We start from the raw sequence: 17,596 nt of genomic DNA on the forward strand, positions 1-17,596 counted from the left end.
TTCCCGTGCGGTCCCGGCCGGGGCGAACGCGTCAGCGCTTGACGGCGCACAGCAGGCCGTCGCCCACCGGCAGCAGCGACGTCAGCAGTTCCTCGCTCTCGCGCACCGTGCGCAGCAGCTCCCGCAGCCGCACCACCTCGGTGGGCTGCGGTCCCGAGTCGACCGTGCGGCCGTTCGCGAAGACGCCCTCGAAGGCCACCAGGCCACCCGGACGCAGCAGGCGCAACGATTCGGCGAGATAGTCCGAGTACTCCAGCCGGTCCCCGTCGCAGAAGACGAGGTCGTAGCCGGCGTCCGCGAGCCGGGGCAGCACGTCCAGGGCGCGGCCCGGGATGAAACGGGCCCGGTTGCTGGCGAAGCCGCTGGCGCGCAGGGCCTGCCGGGCGAACTGCTGGTGCTCCGGCTCCGGGTCGACCGTGGTCAGCACCCCGTCCGGGCGCATGCCGTGCAGCAGGTGGATCCCGGACACCCCGCACCCGGTGCCGATCTCCGCGACCGCCTTCGCGTCCACGGAGGCGGCGAGCAGGCGGAGGGCGGCGCCCGTGCTGGGCGCCACCGAGCGCAGCCCCGCCTCGCGGGCCCGGTCGCGTGCCCACAGCAGTGCCTCGTCCTCGGCGACAAAGGCGTCGGCGAACGCCCAGCTTGTCTGCCGGTTGCCGGTAATGACCCTCTCCTGTCCCCGTGATTGCCTCGGCGTGACTGTATCCGTTGGCACCGGGAACCCGCAGATGGGACCGCGCGTTTAGAGAGATGAACCGGTGGGCCGGGACGTGACGGGGGGCAAGAGGTGGATCAGGGCGCCGAGCGCACGCTGACGCGGCCGGATGAGCCGTATCAGCCTGTATCAAATTCTCGTAAAACCGCTTATCCGGAGCTAACGGGCGAGGTGGCTATGGTAGGGGCTCCACTGGACACCACCAGAGCCGACAGGGGAGGTGCGGCTGCGCCCGGGGATCGGGGAGGAGTGCTGCGGCGCTTTCTCGGGTCGGCGGGCAAGCCGAAATCCGTGACCAACACCGCTGCTGACCGCCACTCCGCCGGCTTCGCCGCCGGCGCCTCGACCGCGACCGCGACGTTCGCCACCGACGCGGACGGGCAGGCATGGACTCCGCCCTCGTGGGAGGAGATCGTCAGCACGCACAGCGCCCGGGTCTACCGGCTCGCCTACCGCCTCACGGGCAACCAGCACGACGCCGAGGACCTCACGCAAGAGGTGTTCGTCCGCGTCTTCCGCTCCTTGTCCACGTATTCGCCGGGCACCTTCGAGGGCTGGCTGCACCGCATCACCACCAACCTCTTCCTGGACATGGTCCGGCGCAAGCAGCGCATCCGCTTCGACGCCCTCGGCGACGACGCGGCCGAGCGCCTGCCCAGCCGCGAGCCCACCCCGCAGCAGGCCTTCAACGACGCCCACTTCGACGCGGACGTCCAGCAGGCCCTGGACACCCTCGCGCCCGAGTTCCGCGCCGCCGTCGTCCTGTGCGACATCGAGGGACTGTCGTACGAGGAGATCGCCGCGACCCTCGGCGTGAAGCTCGGCACCGTCCGCTCCCGTATCCACCGTGGCCGCTCCCAGCTCCGCAAGGCCCTCGCCCACCGTTCGCCCCAGGCGCGGCAGGCCGAGCGGCGTTCCTTCGTGGCCCGTGTCCCCGCTCTGGGGGGAGGGGGCGCGACCGCGTGAGTGGATCTCGGCCGAACCCTGCGGAGACGCACTTCGCAGAGCAGCACCTGGGAGACCGGCTCTCCGCCCTGGTGGACGGAGAACTCGGTCATGAGTCGCGCGAGCGCGTCCTGGCCCACCTGGTCACCTGTAACCGGTGCAAGGCGGAGGCGGACGCCCAGCGGCGGCTGAAGAACGTGTTCGCGGAGGCGGCCCCGCCCCCGCCCTCCGAGAGCTTCCTGGCCCGTCTCCAGGGCCTTCCCGGGGGAGGTGACCTCGACGGCGGCGGCACGCCCACGCCCGGGGGAGGCTTCCTCGGGCGCGGCGCCGAGGACGGACTCTTCGGCGTGAGCCACGACGAGCGCTTCGCGTTCGGCTACGTACCGGCCGCCGCCGTGCACGCGGTCGCCCCCGGGGAGCGCGGATTCCGCATCCATCCCGTCGGCCGCCCCGAAGCCGACCGCTCCGCCTCGCGCGGAATGCGCTTCGCGTTCGCCGCCGCCGGAGCGGTGTCGCTTGCCGCCGTCGCCCTCGGCGGCGTGACCACCGCCCTCCCCGGCGACCTCGGCGCGGAGGCCCGCGGCGGCTCCGGCACCGGCAGCAACGTGAGCCCCACCCGCTCCTCCGGCACCGGCACCGGCACGGCGGCTCCCGACGCCCAGCGGCGCCGTTCGGCGGGTCCGCTCCCGCAGGGCAGCAGCCTGCTCGGCCCGACGCCGGTGGCACCGACCTCCATGTCTGCGCCGCTGCTGCCCGGCATGCCGACCCCGATCTCCGGGCCGGTCCAGGACACCGCGCGCGACCTGACCGGGCCGGTGATGGCCGGTGCGGCCGTGGTCTCCCCGCTGATACGACCGATGGACGACGTCGCCCCGCTCACGCTGACCACCCGGTCCGCGGTTCCCCAGACGTCCACCCCCAGCCCGTCGGCGTACCCCCCTCCCGGCTCTGCCTCCGCCTCCGGCCCTTCCGCCACCGCATCACGCCGGGCACCCTGACCGGCCTCTGCGCCGCGCCTCCCGGACCTGGTTGAATCCTGCGTGTCCGTGCCCGTGGCGCTGAACCGGGTACGGGATCGACGTTCCGCGGCCGCGGCGCCACGCGCGCGGCCGCGGCCAGCCGTGGGGAGAGCATGAACGAGGGGAACCCGACGCACGTCCCGGCACGGGAGCAGGGGGAACGTGGGGAGCAGCGGGAGCACCGGGAGCATGAGGAGCGCCGGGAGCACCCGGAGTACCCGGAGCAAGGCCCGCTGGGCGGGAACGGCGAGCAGAGGCAGTCGGCGCCGACGAGGGACGCGCTGGTGAGCCCGGCGGGTCACGACGACGCGCCACGCGACGGCGACACGTCCGGCGGCAACGGCCCGGCAGGCGACCACGACGCTCCGGGCGACGGGGACTTCGAACTCGCCAAGCCGGCGCCGGTGGGTGCGGGACCGGTCGGCGCGGACTTCCCCGAGGCGGCCGAGGCGGCCCAGGACGGGTCCGAGGGTGCCGCGGAGCAGTTCCCCGAGCGGCTCAAGCCCCTGCACGACCCCGACCCCTACAGCACCCCGCCCTACGGCGAACCGGGCCCCTGGGCGCCCGCACCGCCGGTCCAGCACCCGTCGGCGACCCCGGCCCGGGGGACGGTCGTACCCGCACCCATGCCCGCCGCCCCGGCGGCCCCGGAACCGGCCCAGCCGCACGCGCACGCCCCGGCTCCCGCTCCCGCTCCCTCCGCCCCGCAGGCGCACGCCCCGGACCCCGCTCCCTCCGCCCCGCCGATGGCGCCTCTGCCCCCGTCCCCGTCCCCGCCCCCGTCCGACGAGCCCTGGCGGCAGCGGTACGACCCCTGGGCCGGTACCTCCGCCGCGCAGCAGGCCGGTGCCCAGGCGCCGTTGCAGCAGACCGGTGCCGCCGTGCTCACCGACCGGCAGCGCAAGCGCCGGGCGTGGCGGCTCCTGCTCGGCGGCTCCCTGGCGATCGCCCTCGTCGCGGGCGGCATCGGCGGTGTCGCCGGCGCCTGGCTGGAGCGCGAGGGCGTCGGGGACATCCACCTGCCGCAGGCCGCGGGGGTGCCCGCCGGGCGGGCACCCGACAGCGTGGCCGGGATCGCCGCGCGGGCCCTGCCCAGCGTCGTCACGCTGCACGTCAGCGGGAAGGACGAGGCGGGCACCGGCACCGGCTTCGTCCTCGACACGCGCGGGCACATCCTCACCAACAACCACGTCGTCGCGCCCGCCTCGTCCGGCGGCGAGATATCCGTGACGTTCAGCAGCGGCGACACCGCCAAGGCGAAGGTCGTCGGCCGGGACAGCGGGTACGACCTCGCCGTCGTCCAGGTCAGCGGCGTCAGCGGGCTCACCCCCATGCCGCTCGGCAACTCCGACGACGTGCGGGTCGGCGACCCCGTGGTCGCCATCGGCGCCCCCTTCGACCTGGCCAACACCGTCACCTCCGGCATCATCAGCGCCAAGGAACGGCCCATCACGGCCGGCGGCGAGAAGGGCGACGGCAGCGATGTCAGCTATGTCGACGCGCTGCAGACCGACGCCCCCATCAACCCGGGCAACTCAGGCGGCCCGCTCCTCGACACGCGTGGCCGGGTCATCGGCATCAACTCGGCCATACGCTCGGCCGACGGCGGCTCGGACTCCGGCGAGGGCCAGGCCGGCTCCATCGGCCTCGGCTTCGCCATCCCGGTCAACCAGGCCAGGCGCGTCGCCGAGGAACTGATCAACGAGGGGCGCGCGACCCACCCCGTGATCGGCGTGACCCTCGACATGGGCTACACCGGCGACGGCGCCCGCATCGGCACCAAGGGCGGCAACGGCGGCCCCGCCGTCGCCCGGGGCGGCCCCGGTGCCCGTGCCGGACTCGCGGCGGGCGACGTCATCACCGAGGTCGACGGCGAGCACGTCCACTCGGGCGAGGAACTGATCATCAAGATCCGCGCCCACCGGCCCGGCGACCGGCTGCGGCTGACCGTCGAACACGGCGGTGTCGAACGTGACGTCCCGCTCGCGCTGGGAGCGTCGGAGCAGAACTGACAGAAGTCTCACCTCGGGACGGTACCGGTCGGACAGGTACGCCGGGTACCGTTGACCGACCGAGGACATCGCAAGGAGCTTTCAGGTGTTCAATGACATAGGGCCGCTCGAGCTGGTGACGCTCATCGTCCTCGCCGTGCTCGTCTTCGGTCCGGACAAGCTCCCGAAGGTCATCCAGGACGTCACGCGCACGATCCGGAAGATCCGCGAGTTCTCGGAGAGCGCCAAGCAGGACATCCGCGACGAGCTGGGTCCCGAGTTCAAGGACTTCGAGTTCGAGGACCTCAACCCCAAGACCTACCTGCGCAAGCAGCTCGACGGCGACGCGCTGGGGCTCGGCGAGATCCGCAACGGCTTCGACCTGAAGAAGGAGATCGCCGAGGTCACCGACGCGGTCAACGGCCGCGCCGGCGCTGATTCCTCCGACTCCTCCGCCGCCTCTTCGGCCGTCGGCCGTGTCGACATGACCAAGCGGCCCGAAGTGCCCGCCAAGGACGACCGCCCGCTCTTCGACGCCGACGCCACCTGACGCTCCGACCGCGCGGCCGACCGCGCGGGCCCCGGCCGGTCCCGAAACACCGCGACACACCGGGACACACCCGGGCACTCGGAAACACGCGGAGACTCACCCGGACTCGCCGGGACACGCGGGGAACACCTCGTACGTGACGCGTTTCATAGCCCGCACCTGCCGTACGAGCCTCTGACGGGCCGTCCGGACGACCCACGCGCCGATCGGTTTCCCTGCTGCTCTCAGCAGTGTGGATATGCTGCCGAGTTGTTGTGCGGACCGGCGGAGTACGCCCGAGGGGGGCGGGCAGCCCCGGTCCGACGAGAGCGAGGAGGCGTCCGGGCAGATGGAGACGACGAGTCGGGTGGGCGCGAACGCGCCGGCCGCGTCGGGCGGACAGCAGTTCCCCGTCGCACGGCGCACGGTCGACGGCTACCTGCAGGCGCCCTTCCCGTGGTACGGCCTCGACGAGGCGTTCACGGGGCCGCGTTGGCTGATGCAGGTCGGCATGGCGGCTGATGGCGCGGTTGAACACGGATCGATGGGGCACGGGGACGAGCCCTCCGTCCGTAACGAGCATGTGGCCGCGTCCACGGACGAGCCGAGGGAGAAGTTCGCGGTCGTGGTGACCGTGCCCGCGAACCCGTCCCGGCGCAGCGCCGACGGCACGGGGCTGCTGGAGGCGACATCGGTGTCCTCGGCGGCCTGGCTGGCCGGTGTGGGGCTGCTGTCGTTCACCTGGCCGGGGCAGATGGACCACAGCCTGCGGGACGACTGGCTGGACCAGCAGACGGAGACCGCCTGGGCCCTGGCCGACGACCTCGAGGGACCGGAGTGGTCCAGGCTCTCCCTGCCGGTGGACGGGGTGGCCACGTCGTTCTACTACCGGGAGTCGGAGTTCGGCTGGGTGCTGGCCGGCGCCACCGAGGCCGGGGTGCATGTCGGGGCCTACGGCCGGGGCATGAGCGCGTACGGGCTCGGGTTCGCCGTCGTGAAGGACCTCGCCGCGTACGCCTAGCCGGCGAGGTCCTTCACGACGGCCGGCCGGGGGAATCCCCGGCCCGCCGCTTCGGCGGCGGACCCGTCGACGAGCGCAGGATCCGACTACGCGCGTTGGGCCCGCCGACGAGCGCAGGGCCCAACGGCGAAGGGGCGCCCACGATGTGGCGCCCCTTCGCTGTGAGCAGTGCTCAGAACTTGTTCTTCCGGTAAAATACCAGGTCAAGCCTCTTTCCCGGTATCCGGGGCCGTGCTCGGGCCGTCAGAGCGGGAAGACCCCCCGAAGAGAGCATCCACAGCGGACCTCGTTCGGCTGTCACTGCTGGGCATGAGGTGCGTGTACGTGCGCAGCGTGAAGGCCGGATCAGCGTGACCGAGGTACTCGCTGAGAGCCTTGATGCTCTCCCCGGCGTCGAGCAGCACCGATGCGTAGAAGTGCCTCAGCGCATGCATGCCGTTGCCCGGCCCAGGAGTGATTCCGCCGGCTAGAAGCGCCGGTCGCCAAAACTGCTTGTTGAACGGGTTTCGGTCGATTGCCATCCCCCCTGGAGACCGACAGATCACCGGCACAGAGACAGCCGAGCCGTCCAGCGTCCGCCAAGGCAGCTCGACCTCCGCAGGAGGGTTGCTGAGTCAGGTGTGCCGCCAACGAGGCAGCCACGGAATCCGGCAGCGGCACGTCCCTCACCTTGCCGCCCTTAGGTAGGGCGAAGACCCGACGTCCATGCAAGAGCTTCACCTGTCGCACGACGTGCAGAGTGCCGCTCCGGAAATCGACGTCATCTGCACCGAGCCCGAAGGCTTCCCCCTGACGAAGCCCACAACCGGCCGCGAGGTCCACAAGGACCCGGTAGCGGGCATCGAGCGCGCCCCGCACGGCACACACTTGCTCGAACGACCAGGGCACGACCTTTCTGGGATCAAGCCGCGGGGCCTTCACCGAGCGCGACCGGCAGGGGTTCTCGTGGATGATCCGGTCCTCCACAGCGGCGGTGAACACGGTCGAGACATGAGCGAAGATGGCACGGCGATAAGCGGAGGCCAGACCGTTCCCTTCCAGAGTCCGGAGCCAGGACCGCACATGTGACGGCGTGAACGACGCCATGGGCCGTCCGCCGATGTGCGGGAGGGGGCGCCGTTGCCGCCCGCGGGTCCGTAGTGGCGTGCGCGGGGTGCTCCCATCCCGTACACCATCGACCCAGGCAGAGCCGAGCAGACGCGGCCCATGGCGTCCAGGTCGTTCGTACAGTGGCGCGCTCCACCTGGACGCCATGAACCACGCCCGCTCCACGGTGTGTGGGTCGACGGCGTACGGGATGGGAGCTGGGGTGAGCGGTGGGTATGGGGAGGTGGTTAGCCACGCTGCTAAGCCGAAAGGACCTTCACATTCCTCTACTTGCCGCTGTGGTTCCCCTCTTGGGTACTTTTGCCGTACGGTGGATGTAAGCGCTGACCCGTAGCTCATGCTTCGGCTAGGCACTTTCCGCCCCCTGGTGTATCCAGGGGGCCTTAACTTTTTCGCACTACGATCCTCGGTGCAGGCCCGCCAGACATCCTGTTGGTCTCGCGTCTCATGGCATCACCGAGCTCAAGCCACATGTCTGCCGGGCAAACGGAAGAGACCGCGCGCGAAGGTGGCACGTAAGCTCTGAACGCCGCGTGGGCGGCGAGGTCGGCAAACTGGATGAAATAGGAATGATCCGAGCGTCGAGGAACCGGGTCATCGAGCAGCATCCACGCCGGAACGTTGATTGATCCAGTGCCATAGGCGCTGCCAGCAGTCATGTGCCGCCGAGACTTTCGTACGAGGCGCCGAACGTGGTCGTCTTCGCCTTCGTCATGAAAGATCATGATTGGAGTCTTTGCGGCGTGACTGGCCCGCTCCAAGCGTTGCATGAGCGTGGTCCAAGCCAGCTCAAAGCATGCACCATCGCTGAGTCCAACCGCCCGCTTGTCGATGATGATGGCAAATGCCTTGGCTTTCAGGTCCACCAAGGCCCGCATGTGGGCGCGGTAGATGATCTGTCGGCCGCGCGGCCCGATGCCGAGGTGTCGGATGCTCCCGCTGTTGCGCAGTAGGAAGTTCGCCTTGAGTTCGGAGCGCATGAGCACCCCGAACTTATCTCGGAGGCGCCGGCGGAAGGCAACGGCCTCATCGAACGAGGTGGCCCAGTTGTGATCTTCGATCAGGACACACCCGAGGGTGTACGTAAGGGTGCCGCCCTGCTCCACGGCACCAGTGTTGCCAGACTCATCGATATAGGCCATTAGCACCACAACATCATGCAGCACTCACCCGAACGAAGACCATCCTGTCACTCAATCTGAATTGATCTACGGTCAGTTGCGATCCGACGTTGTACCCCTTCCGGCGAAGCGTGTTGACCTGGGATTAGACGCTCATCGCCACCTTGCGCCACCCGCCGCCACCGGTCCGCTACGCAAGAACTCCAGCTCTAGACGCAGGATTTAACTGGTAGTCAGGTGAGGTTCTTGCGTAGTAGTGTCCTCTTCCGCGACTGGCGCTCACTTGGTCTGCTGTAGGCCTGCGTCAACGCGCGGAGGGGGAGCGGGATGCCTAAGATCCACATTCCTGTCATCGGCTACAAGCAGGGCGGTCGACAGATGATGACCACCGCCATGTCTGCCGTCGACCTCGTGTCGATGGTGGCCAAGCCGGAGGCGTGGGATCCGGTCAAGACCACCGCCCATGGCAATCGGCCGCGCGACAACAACCACATGGCCGGCATCGTCAGCTACTTGGAGACCGAGGAGAAGTTCGTCCTCGGCGCCGCGGTGCTGTACCTCACGTCGAAGGAGGCTGAGTTCAAGCCCATCCCCGTTCCCGGCGTCACGACGGAAATCGATGCCGCGCAGGTGGGCACCCTCGCCATCGACATTGGGGCAAAGTTCGACATCGGTGACGGACAGCACCGCATCGGCGCTTACGAGAAGATCGTCCAGAGTCGCGACGAAGACGATCCGCTCATTGAGCGCTTGCGCACCGCCGGCCAGCCTCTGATCATCGTTATCGAGGACGACCCCAAGCACCGCGCGCAGGACTTCGCCGATCTTCAGCGCAACGTCAAGGCCCCGACGGCCTCTATGGGTCAGTCCATGGATCGCCGTCAACCCATCAACCGCGAGCTCTCCGACCTCTTCGACGACGTCCCGCTCCTCCAGGACAAGGTCGAGTACTTCAAGGACAACCCGGGCAAGCTCTCGGCGAAGGCGTTCAGCTTCAAGACCGTCCGTTACGTCTCTGGGCTGCTTCTGGTCGGCAATGGCTACCGCTCGCCGGCCACCATGGACAAGGCTGTCAACGGCCGCTTCGAGGGCGAAAAGAGTGATCCTGAGAAGGCTCGCTCCACCCTGAAGGAGTTCTGGACTGGGCTGGGAGAGCTGGTTCGCTTCGCTGACGTCGTGGACGGCAACGTCACCGTTCCTGAGCTGCGTGAGGCTACCTACCTCACCTCTGCCGGCGTTCTGTACGCCATCGCTTTTGCGGTCCACGCGATCACCCTCGACGGCAAGACCAGCGTCGCGGATGCGGTCCGCGCCTTGGATGGGGTGGACTTCGACCGCACCACCAAGACGGCCGACATTAAGATCGAAGACACGATCTTCGCCGGCAACCTGATCGACCCCGAAACGGGCAAGCTCGTGGCTGGTCGAACGGCCTGGGAGGCCGCGGGCGCCCTGCTCTTCGCAGAGATCGCCACGGTTCTCCATGGCAGCGGCACCGTCCCCGCTCAGACGTCTGCAGATGAGACGGCCAGCGTCTGATCGATGCCGTTCCGACACTGATCGGTCGCCGTTCCTTGACATCCGCGGAACGGCGACCGATGTGCATACGGCTTAGGAGGGCAGCATGCGCAGCGAAGAGCAATGCTCGGAACCTGTGGATCGGTGCCGGGAGGAACGCGGAGGGCGTACCTTCCCGATGATCCCTTGAAGGTCTCCGAGTAGGCCCGCGTTCGCAGCGCGGGTCGGGAAGGCACGCCCGTGCTGAGCGTAGTGAACGCGGACGGCAGTATCGCGTCCGGCTCCCTGATCGACGAGATCGTCCGCGAGGGCGCCCGCCGGATGCTGGCCGCCGCGCTGGAGGCGGAAGTCAACCAGTACATAGCCGAGTTGGCTGCCGAGACCGACGAGCGCGGACGGCGCCTGGTCGTACGCAACGGCCACCACCGGCCCAGGACAGTCGTCACCGCGGCCGGGCCGGTCGAGGTCACCGCGCCGCGCGTCAACGACCGCCGCGTCGACGAGGCCACCGGCGAGCGCAAGCGGTTCTCCTCCAAGATCCTTGCGCCGTGGTGCCGCAAGTCACCGAAGATCTCGGAGGTGCTGCCGCTGCTCTACCTGCACGGACTGTCGTCCGGAGACTTCGTGCCCGCGCTGGAGCAGTTCCTCGGCGGCACGGCCGGACTGTCGGCCGCGACGGTGACCCGGCTGACGAAGCAGTGGAGCGACGACCACGCCGCCTTCCAGGACCGGGACCTGTCCGACCGTGATTTCGTCTACGTATGGGCCGACGGGGTCCACCCGAAGGTGCGGCTCGGCCAGGCGCACTCGTGCGTGCTGGTCATCCTCGGCGTCCGCCTGGACGGCACCAAGGAGCTGATCGCGCTGGCCGAGGGACTGCGGGAGTCCACCGAGTCGTGGGCCGACCTGCTGCGCGACTGCCGCCGCCGCGGAATGCGCGACCCCGAACTCGTCATCGGCGACGGCGCGATGGGCCTGTGGAAAGCCCTGATCGAGGTGTTCCCGACGGCTCGGCACCAGCGCTGCTGGGTCCATAAAGCCCGTAACGTGACGAACTGTCTTCCGAAGTCCGCACAGCCGGGCGCAACGAAGGCAATGCAGGAGATCTACAACGCAGAGGACAGGGCCCACGCCGAGAAGGCGATCGAGGCGTTCTCCCGCACTTACGGCACGAAGTGGCCCAAGGCCGTCGCGAAGATCACCGACGACCGGGACGAACTGCTCGCGTTCTACGACTTCCCGGCCGAGCACTGGGTCCACCTGCGGACCACGAATCCCATCGAGTCGACCTTCTCCACCGTCAAGCTCCGGACCAAGGTCACCCGAGGCGCCGGCAGCCCGGCCGCGGCCCTGGCCATGGTGTTCAAGCTCGTCGAATCCGCCCAGGCCCGCTGGCGGGCGATCACCGGAGCCCACCTGGTCCCACTCGTCCGGGCCGGGGCCCGGTTCGAGAACGGTCTGCTGGTCGAACGCACCGAAAGCCACGCGGCCTGAGGAGAATGCCCAGATGACCGTCTCCGACACCTACGGCACGAACTCCTACACAGCCAAGGAGTTGGCCAGCCTGCTCGCCGACCGACTCGACGTGACCTTCACCGAACGCGAGAGCGACTACCTCGGCGTCTACTTCCTGGCCACCCTCGCCGACACGACCCGCCTCCAGATCCAGCCGAACGCCATTCCCGGAGACGACGAGGAAGACGATCTCTACGACGACGAGCACCCCGACGTGTCGGTACTCCTGCTCATCACCTCGCCGGCCGCCGCCGAGCCTCTCAGCAACGAGCTCTCGGCGGTCGGAGAACTCACCAGGCTCCGATCAACTCGAAGCTGAGCAACTGCCGATCCACAAGTCTTGACTATTGCTCCGCAGCGAACCCAGCTCTGCGGTACAGCAGTGAAGTACAGCAACCGCAGCAACCGGCCTCACCCAGCACCGGCCCCGCAAGACCGTAGCTCGACCGGTATGACCGTTCGCGACCGATCCACATAGAGCTACGGATCAGAAGGTGCCCGTGCCCCATCCGTGCCCGATGCCGCGGGAACCTGCGGGGAACACCGGGCAGGCACGGTGATCGAGCACGAGAACGGCCCCCGACCAGATGCCCAGGTCAGGGGCCATTCTCACTGCTCATCAAGCGGAGGTGGTGGGATTTGAACCCACGGTGACATCGCTGCCACGACGGTTTTCAAGACCGTATGCCGCAGCCCGAGGCGGGCGGGCGATCAGTTACCAGTGAAGACGGGGACGATCACTGCTGCGATCGCAGAGAGTAGGCCGGCTACGGCCAAGAAGGCGTTGAACTTCTCCTTCGGGGTCGGGAAAACGGCACGACTCACGTCCCCGACCTTGCTCCGCAGCACGATCATCTTGAGCTTCTGCCAACGATGTTGGCGGTTTCGGCACCCCATCAGTACGCCATAAGCGTTGTTCCGGCAGTAGGTCCGACCGTCCCGATTGACCGCTCCACACCAGACCGGCACCTGGAAAGAAGCGTAGGCGAAGACCGCAACGGACAAAGCGGCGGTGATCGGGAGGGCCCATCGCTGGGTCCACGCGACGACGAGTGCCCCAACCGCGATATATCCCCAGTACAGGCGCATGGCTTTCCCCATGAGAGCGCAGCGTAATGGCATATGCGCAGGTCAAGCAGCAGCGCGAATCAGACAGAATCGCCGCTATGGCGTATACGTCCCTCTTGACTGCCGGTGCCTTTGGCGAAGCGGTCCGGTCCGGGCCGTCTCCGGGCCGTCCGGCGGTGCTCGGCGATGACCGGCGATGACAAACGTCGACGGCTCCGCCGCTGGTCAGAGAGTTGACCGGTGACGGAGCCGCAGATCGCAGGGGGGCGACTTCAGAACTTGTTCTTCGGGGTGAGACCCAGTGACAGGCCCGACAGGCCGCGCTGCCGGCCGCCCAGCTTGCCCGCGATGGCACGCAGGGCGGAGCCGGCCGGGGAGTCCGGGTCGGTGAGGACGATCGGCTTGCCCTCGTCGCCGCCCTCGCGGAGGCGGACGTCGATGGGGATGCTGCCGAGGACCGGAACCGTCGTGCCCGTGGTGCGGGTCAGGCCCTCGGCGACCATCTGGCCGCCGCCCGTGCCGAAGACGTCGACCATGTCGCCGCAGTGCGGGCACGGCAGGCCGGACATGTTCTCGACCACGCCGACGATCTTCTGGTGGGTCTGTACCGCGATCGAGCCGGCGCGCTCGGCGACCTCGGCCGCGGCCTGCTGCGGCGTCGTGACGACCAGGATCTCGGCGTTCGGGACCAGCTGCGCGACCGAGATGGCGATGTCACCGGTGCCGGGCGGCAGGTCCAGGAGCAGGACGTCCAGGTCGCCCCAGTACACGTCCGCCAGGAACTGCTGGAGGGCGCGGTGGAGCATCGGGCCGCGCCAGACGACCGGGGCGTTGCCCGGGGTGAACATGCCGATGGAGATGACCTTCACGCCGTTCGACTGCGGCGGCATGATCATGTTCTCGACCTGGGTCGGGCGGCCGTCCACGGCCAGCATGCGCGGCACGCTGTGGCCGTAGATGTCGGCGTCCACGACACCGACCTTCAGACCGTCGGCGGCCATCGCGGCCGCCAGGTTCACCGTCACCGAGGACTTGCCGACGCCGCCCTTGCCGGAGGCGACCGCGTAGACGCGGGTGAGGCTGCCCGGCTTGGCGAAGGGGACCTCGCGCTCCGCCTGGCCGCCGCGCAGCGCGTTGGCCAGCTCCTTGCGCTGCTCGTCGCTCATCACGTCCAGCGTGACGCCGACACGGGTGACGCCTTCGACCCGGGACACCGCATCGGTCACACGCTGGGTGATCGTCTCGCGCATCGGGCAGCCGGAGACCGTCAGGTAGACGGTGACCGCGACCGCTCCGTCCGCTCCGATCTCCACCGATTTGACCATGCCGAGTTCGGTGATGGGGCGGTTGATCTCGGGGTCGTTCACCGTCGCGAGCGCTGCGTGCACGGCGTCACTCGTCGGGGTGGAATCCGGCCTATCGGCAGCCATCGGTCTTCCTTCGCAGCTAGTCTCCTGCTCGAGCCATAAGGCGCCGGGCAGGGCTTGTCCGTCGTGAGGGCGCGGACGCGTTCAAATGAGAAGCCGCTCCCTCCGGGAGAGGCGGAGTCACAAGGACGATGTTACGGCGCTCAGAGCCGCCGTCGAGAACCGTCTCTCTGTACCACCGAAGTCCGGTGCTCCTCGATCTCCCGCAGGAGATCTTGGAGCTCGGCTCGCATCCAGTCGCGGGTGGCCACCTCGCCCAGGCCCATGCGCAGCGCGGCGATCTCGCGGGTCAGGTACTCGGTGTCGGCGATGGACCGCTCGTTCTGCTTGCGGTCCTGCTCCAGGTTGACGCGGTCGCGGTCGTCCTGCCTGTTCTGCGCGAGCAGGATCAGCGGGGCCGCGTAGGAGGCCTGCAGGGACAGCATCAGGGTCAGGAAGATGAACGGGTACTGGTCGAAGCGGACCGCCGTCGGCGCGGCGATGTTCCACACCACCCACAGGATGATGACGACCGTCATCCACACGATGAAGCGGCCGGTGCCGAGGAACCGGGCGATCTTCTCCGACAGGCGGCCGAAGGCCTCCGGGTCCCACTCGGGCACGATCCGGCGGCGGGGCGGGCGCGGCTGGTCCAGCCGGGCGCGCGGCCGGCCGGCCGCCGTGGCGCCCGTCGGGGTGCGCTCGCGGCCGCTCTCGCGGATGCCGTCGCGCTCAGGAGCCATGGCCGTCAGCCTTCCGGTCCGCCACGAGGCCGGTTCCGTCGTCCTCGTCCAGGTGGAACTCCGTCTCCCGCCAGTCGTCGGGCAGCATGTGGTCCAGTACGTCGTCCACGGTGACCGCGCCCAGCAGCGAGCCGGACTCGTCCACCACGGGGGCGGCGACCATGTCGTACGTGGCGAAGAACCCGGCGATGACGGGCAGGGCGTCGTCGGGGTCGAGGGCCTGGAGGTCGTCGTCGAGGAGGGCGCTGACCAGGGTGTACGGGGGGTCGCGCAGCAGCCGCTGGAAGTGGACGGTGCCCAGGTACTTGCCGGTCGGGGTCTCGTCCGGCGGCCGGCAGACGTAGACCTGGGCGGCGAGCGCCGGGGTGAGGTCCTGGTTGCGGACCCGGGCGAGCGCGTCGGCGACGGTGGCGTCCGGGCGCAGCACGATCGGCTCGGTGGTCATCAGACCGCCCGCGGTGTGCTCCTCGTACGACATCAGGCGCCGCATCTCCGCCGCGTCGTCGGGCTGCATCAGGCTCAGCAGCCGCTCCTTGTCCTCCTCCGGCAGTTCGGAGAGCAGGTCGGCCGCGTCGTCCGGGTCCATGGCCTCCAGGACGTCCGCCGCGCGCTCCTCCTTCAGCTTGCCGAGGATCTCGATCTGGTCGTCCTCGGGCAGTTCCTCCAGGACGTCGGCGAGGCGGTCGTCGTCCAGGGCGGCGGCGACCTCGGCGCGGCGCTTGGCGGACAGATGGTGCAGGACGTTGGCCAGGTCGGCGGGGCGCAGCTGCTCGAAGGTGGCCAGCAGGCTTTCGGCGCCCTGCCCGTGCTCCTCCAGGGAGAACCCGGTGACGGCCGACCACTCCACGGTCAGCGTCTCGCCCTTGGCTCGCCGGAAGGCCCCGGCCTTCTTCCCCTTGCGCACGAACACGCGGTCGACCTCCCAGTCCCGGCGGGCGGGCAGCTGCTGGACGGACAGGTCCAGGACGGTGACCTCCTCGCCGGTGTCCACCAGCTGCACGCGCCGGTCCAGCAGCTCCCCGAAGACCAGCCGCTCGGTGGGCCGCTGCTCGAAGCGGCGCACGTTGAGCACGCCGGTGGAGATGACCTGGCCGGAGTCGATGCCGGTGACCCGGGTCATGGGCAGGAAGATGCGGCGCCGGTTCGACAGCTCGACGACCAGCCCGAGGACGCGCGGGGGCTTGCGCCCGACGCGCAGCATGACGACCACGTCGCGTACGCGGCCCACCTGGTCGCCGGTCGGATCGAAGACGGGGACCCCGGCGAGGTGCGAGACGAAGATCCGGGGGGCGCCGGCTGCCATGACGGTGCTTCCTTTGCGTGGGGATCGTGGGAACTGCTCGGATTTGCCCTCTCGCGTGCGCTTCAGGCTAGCCCGTACTGATCGGAGGCGCCCTGGTGGGCGGTCCGGACGGACTGGCTCGGCCGGGCGTGCGGCGCCCTTGTACGCTGCCGTACGCCGCTTTCGGAACCCTCAGAGAGGCAGCCCCGCCTGTGATCGCGATTGACCACGGCCGTACTCGCCGGACCACGCTGGTGGCCACGATCTGCGCGCTGGCCGTGGCGGGGGCGGCGCTGCTGACGGGGTGCGGCGGTGACGATCCGGACGCGGGGACGAACGGGGTGGGCAAGCTGCCCCCCGACAGGATCCAGGCGAAGACGCGGGCCGCCGCGGATACCGCGCGCGCGGTACGGCTGTCCGGGACCGTCGTCACCAGCGGGCTCACCTACACGCTGGACATGCGGCTGAAGAGCGGCGGGGGCACCGGCTCGGTCACCTCCAAGGGAGGGACCTTCCGGCTGCTGCGCGTCGGCAAGCAGCTCTACCTGAAGGCCGACGCCGACTTCTGGCACCACAGCGGGGACACGTCGGCGGCCGGCAAGCTGGACGACAAGTACGTGAAGGTGCCGCAGGGCGACCCCGCGTACAGGAAGTTCAGCGGTTTCACGGACAAGGACGTCCTCCTCGGCGGGCTGCTCACCCTGCACGGCAAGCTGGCCGCCGCCGGCCACCACGACCAGGCGGGCACCCGCACGATCCGCATCACCGGCGACAACGGCTCCGGCGGCACCCTCGACGTCTCCCTCGACGGCACCCCCTACCCCCTCCGCCTCGTCCGCGCGGGCAGCGCCGGCACGCTCACCTTCTCCGACTGGGGCAAGGACTTCCCGGCCGCCGAGCCGGCGAAGTCGGAAACGGTGGACTACGGCCGGCAGCTGCCGGGGTCCTGAACCCGCGGACGCCCGCCGATCAGGCCGTACCTTTCCCGGCCCCGACCCGGCGCCGCGTCGGTGCCGCTTCGGCTCCTGCCCCTGTTTCGGCTCCTGCCCCTGCCCCCGCTTCTGCCGCTTCCGCTACTTCGGCTGCTTCCGCTTCCGACGCTTCGTCAGGAGGCGCGGCAGGGCCGCCGGTACCGGCTCGCGGGTGGTCGCCGGAGTCGGCAGCGGGCGTTCGGCCAGGCTGCCCGTGGGCGGCGGTGCCACGGAACCCGTCGGGGTCAGGCGGAGCACCCTGCACTCGCGGGCCCAGCGGGCCGGCATCTCCTCGCTGTCGGGGGCGTTCAGCCGCTTGCCCTTCAGCTCGGCCACCGCCGCCTCCCACTCCGGGGAGCCGGGGGCCGGTTCGGACACGGTCGCCTGCCAGGTCACCAGCCGGCCGCCCTTGTCCTTGCCGCGCACGGTCACCTCGGCCGAGCCGCCGTCGGTGAGGCCGGGCAGCGGCTGCTCGCCGGGCCCGTCGCCGACCAGGCAGACCGCGCCCTCGTGCCACACGTGCCACAGCGGGCGCGCCGCGGGAGCCGAGGCCCCCCGGACCCAGACGAGGCCGGACTTCTTGGAGGCCTCCTCGATGAGCGCCCCGTCGAAAAGGGCCTGTCCGAGCAGCTCGCTAGTCATGCA

Annotated in this window: 17 protein-coding genes and 1 pseudogene; 9 read left to right on the plus strand and 9 right to left on the minus strand. The window is 69.7% G+C overall.

Features of this window, described 5'->3' with window-relative positions; all coding sequences use genetic code 11:
- Window positions 1-31: 31 nt before the first annotated feature.
- A complete protein-coding gene (locus OIB37_RS23960) occupies window positions 32-715 on the minus strand; it encodes an O-methyltransferase (protein WP_330459659.1) in 684 nt (227 codons plus the stop codon).
- A gap of 249 nt (window positions 716-964) precedes the next feature.
- On the opposite strand from OIB37_RS23960, the gene sigE reads away from it, so the two are divergent.
- The 5 genes from sigE to OIB37_RS23985 all read left to right on the plus strand — a co-directional run bounded on the left by sigE (window position 965) and on the right by OIB37_RS23985 (window position 6,220).
- The gene (gene sigE, locus OIB37_RS23965) at window positions 965-1,681 is read left to right on the plus strand and encodes an RNA polymerase sigma factor SigE (protein WP_330459660.1); all 717 of its coding nucleotides are present in this window, start codon (window positions 965-967) and stop codon (window positions 1,679-1,681) included.
- A complete protein-coding gene (locus tag OIB37_RS23970; RefSeq protein ID WP_330459661.1) occupies window positions 1,678-2,658 on the plus strand; it encodes an anti-sigma factor family protein in 981 nt (326 codons plus the stop codon). Before sigE ends, OIB37_RS23970 begins: the two co-directional genes overlap by 4 nt.
- A gap of 134 nt (window positions 2,659-2,792) precedes the next feature.
- A complete protein-coding gene (locus OIB37_RS23975) occupies window positions 2,793-4,691 on the plus strand; it encodes a S1C family serine protease (RefSeq protein ID WP_330459662.1) in 1,899 nt (632 codons plus the stop codon).
- A gap of 85 nt (window positions 4,692-4,776) precedes the next feature.
- Entirely contained in the window at window positions 4,777-5,220 is a 444-nt protein-coding gene (locus OIB37_RS23980) for a sec-independent translocase (RefSeq protein WP_330459663.1), read from the plus strand.
- A gap of 328 nt (window positions 5,221-5,548) precedes the next feature.
- Window positions 5,549-6,220 (plus strand): hypothetical protein, encoded by a 672-nt coding sequence (locus OIB37_RS23985; RefSeq protein ID WP_330459664.1) that lies wholly within the window; start codon window positions 5,549-5,551, stop codon window positions 6,218-6,220.
- Between the two features lie 203 nt (window positions 6,221-6,423).
- On the opposite strand, the gene OIB37_RS23990 is transcribed toward OIB37_RS23985, so the two are convergent.
- From OIB37_RS23990 to OIB37_RS24000, 3 genes are read right to left on the minus strand one after another with little or no spacing between them, the layout of a single operon-like run.
- Window positions 6,424-6,654, minus strand: coding sequence for a tyrosine-type recombinase/integrase (locus tag OIB37_RS23990; RefSeq protein WP_330459665.1), 231 nt, complete (start codon window positions 6,652-6,654; stop codon window positions 6,424-6,426).
- Window positions 6,566-7,666, minus strand: coding sequence for a tyrosine-type recombinase/integrase (locus OIB37_RS23995; RefSeq protein WP_330459666.1), 1,101 nt, complete (start codon window positions 7,664-7,666; stop codon window positions 6,566-6,568). Before OIB37_RS23995 ends, OIB37_RS23990 begins: the two co-directional genes overlap by 89 nt.
- A 44-nt stretch (window positions 7,667-7,710) precedes the next feature.
- The gene (locus OIB37_RS24000) at window positions 7,711-8,493 is read right to left on the minus strand and encodes a DUF3800 domain-containing protein (protein WP_330459667.1); all 783 of its coding nucleotides are present in this window, start codon (window positions 8,491-8,493) and stop codon (window positions 7,711-7,713) included.
- A gap of 282 nt (window positions 8,494-8,775) precedes the next feature.
- On the opposite strand from OIB37_RS24000, the gene OIB37_RS24005 reads away from it, so the two are divergent.
- The 3 genes and pseudogenes from OIB37_RS24005 to OIB37_RS24015 all read left to right on the plus strand — a co-directional run bounded on the left by OIB37_RS24005 (window position 8,776) and on the right by OIB37_RS24015 (window position 11,800).
- Window positions 8,776-9,987, plus strand: coding sequence for a DNA sulfur modification protein DndB (locus tag OIB37_RS24005; RefSeq protein ID WP_330459668.1), 1,212 nt, complete (start codon window positions 8,776-8,778; stop codon window positions 9,985-9,987).
- Window positions 9,988-10,206: 219 nt separating this feature from the next.
- Window positions 10,207-11,439: pseudogene (locus OIB37_RS24010) on the plus strand (IS256 family transposase); the annotation flags it as partial.
- A 34-nt stretch (window positions 11,440-11,473) separates the two neighbouring features.
- Entirely contained in the window at window positions 11,474-11,800 is a 327-nt protein-coding gene (locus OIB37_RS24015; protein ID WP_330459670.1) for a hypothetical protein, read from the plus strand.
- A gap of 392 nt (window positions 11,801-12,192) precedes the next feature.
- On the opposite strand, the gene OIB37_RS24020 is transcribed toward OIB37_RS24015, so the two are convergent.
- From OIB37_RS24020 to OIB37_RS24035, 4 genes are all read right to left on the minus strand, one after another.
- Window positions 12,193-12,582 carry a hypothetical protein gene (locus OIB37_RS24020; RefSeq protein WP_330459671.1) on the minus strand — a complete coding sequence of 130 codons (390 nt, stop codon included), beginning with the start codon at window positions 12,580-12,582 and terminating at the stop codon, window positions 12,193-12,195.
- 239 nt (window positions 12,583-12,821) lie between these two features.
- Window positions 12,822-13,979 (minus strand): Mrp/NBP35 family ATP-binding protein, encoded by a 1,158-nt coding sequence (locus OIB37_RS24025; RefSeq protein ID WP_330459672.1) that lies wholly within the window; start codon window positions 13,977-13,979, stop codon window positions 12,822-12,824.
- Window positions 13,980-14,119: 140 nt separating this feature from the next.
- On the minus strand, window positions 14,120-14,698 hold the full coding sequence (locus OIB37_RS24030) for a DUF1003 domain-containing protein (RefSeq protein WP_330459673.1): 579 nt from the start codon (window positions 14,696-14,698) through the stop codon (window positions 14,120-14,122).
- Complete coding sequence (locus tag OIB37_RS24035) at window positions 14,688-16,001, minus strand: magnesium transporter MgtE N-terminal domain-containing protein (RefSeq protein ID WP_330459674.1); 1,314 nt, start codon at window positions 15,999-16,001, stop codon at window positions 14,688-14,690. The genes OIB37_RS24030 and OIB37_RS24035 overlap by 11 nt, the downstream gene beginning before the upstream one ends.
- 191 nt (window positions 16,002-16,192) lie before the next feature.
- On the opposite strand from OIB37_RS24035, the gene OIB37_RS24040 reads away from it, so the two are divergent.
- Complete coding sequence (locus tag OIB37_RS24040) at window positions 16,193-16,930, plus strand: hypothetical protein (RefSeq protein ID WP_330459675.1); 738 nt, start codon at window positions 16,193-16,195, stop codon at window positions 16,928-16,930.
- A 123-nt stretch (window positions 16,931-17,053) separates the two neighbouring features.
- Here OIB37_RS24040 and OIB37_RS24045 read toward each other — a convergent pair whose 3' ends face one another.
- Window positions 17,054-17,593: a hypothetical protein gene (locus tag OIB37_RS24045; protein ID WP_330459676.1), complete on the minus strand. Its 540-nt coding sequence runs from the start codon at window positions 17,591-17,593 to the stop codon at window positions 17,054-17,056.
- Window positions 17,594-17,596 lie beyond the last annotated feature (3 nt).

The organism is Streptomyces sp. NBC_00820 (genome assembly GCF_036347055.1).
Classification (GTDB): Bacteria; Actinomycetota; Actinomycetes; order Streptomycetales; family Streptomycetaceae; genus Streptomyces.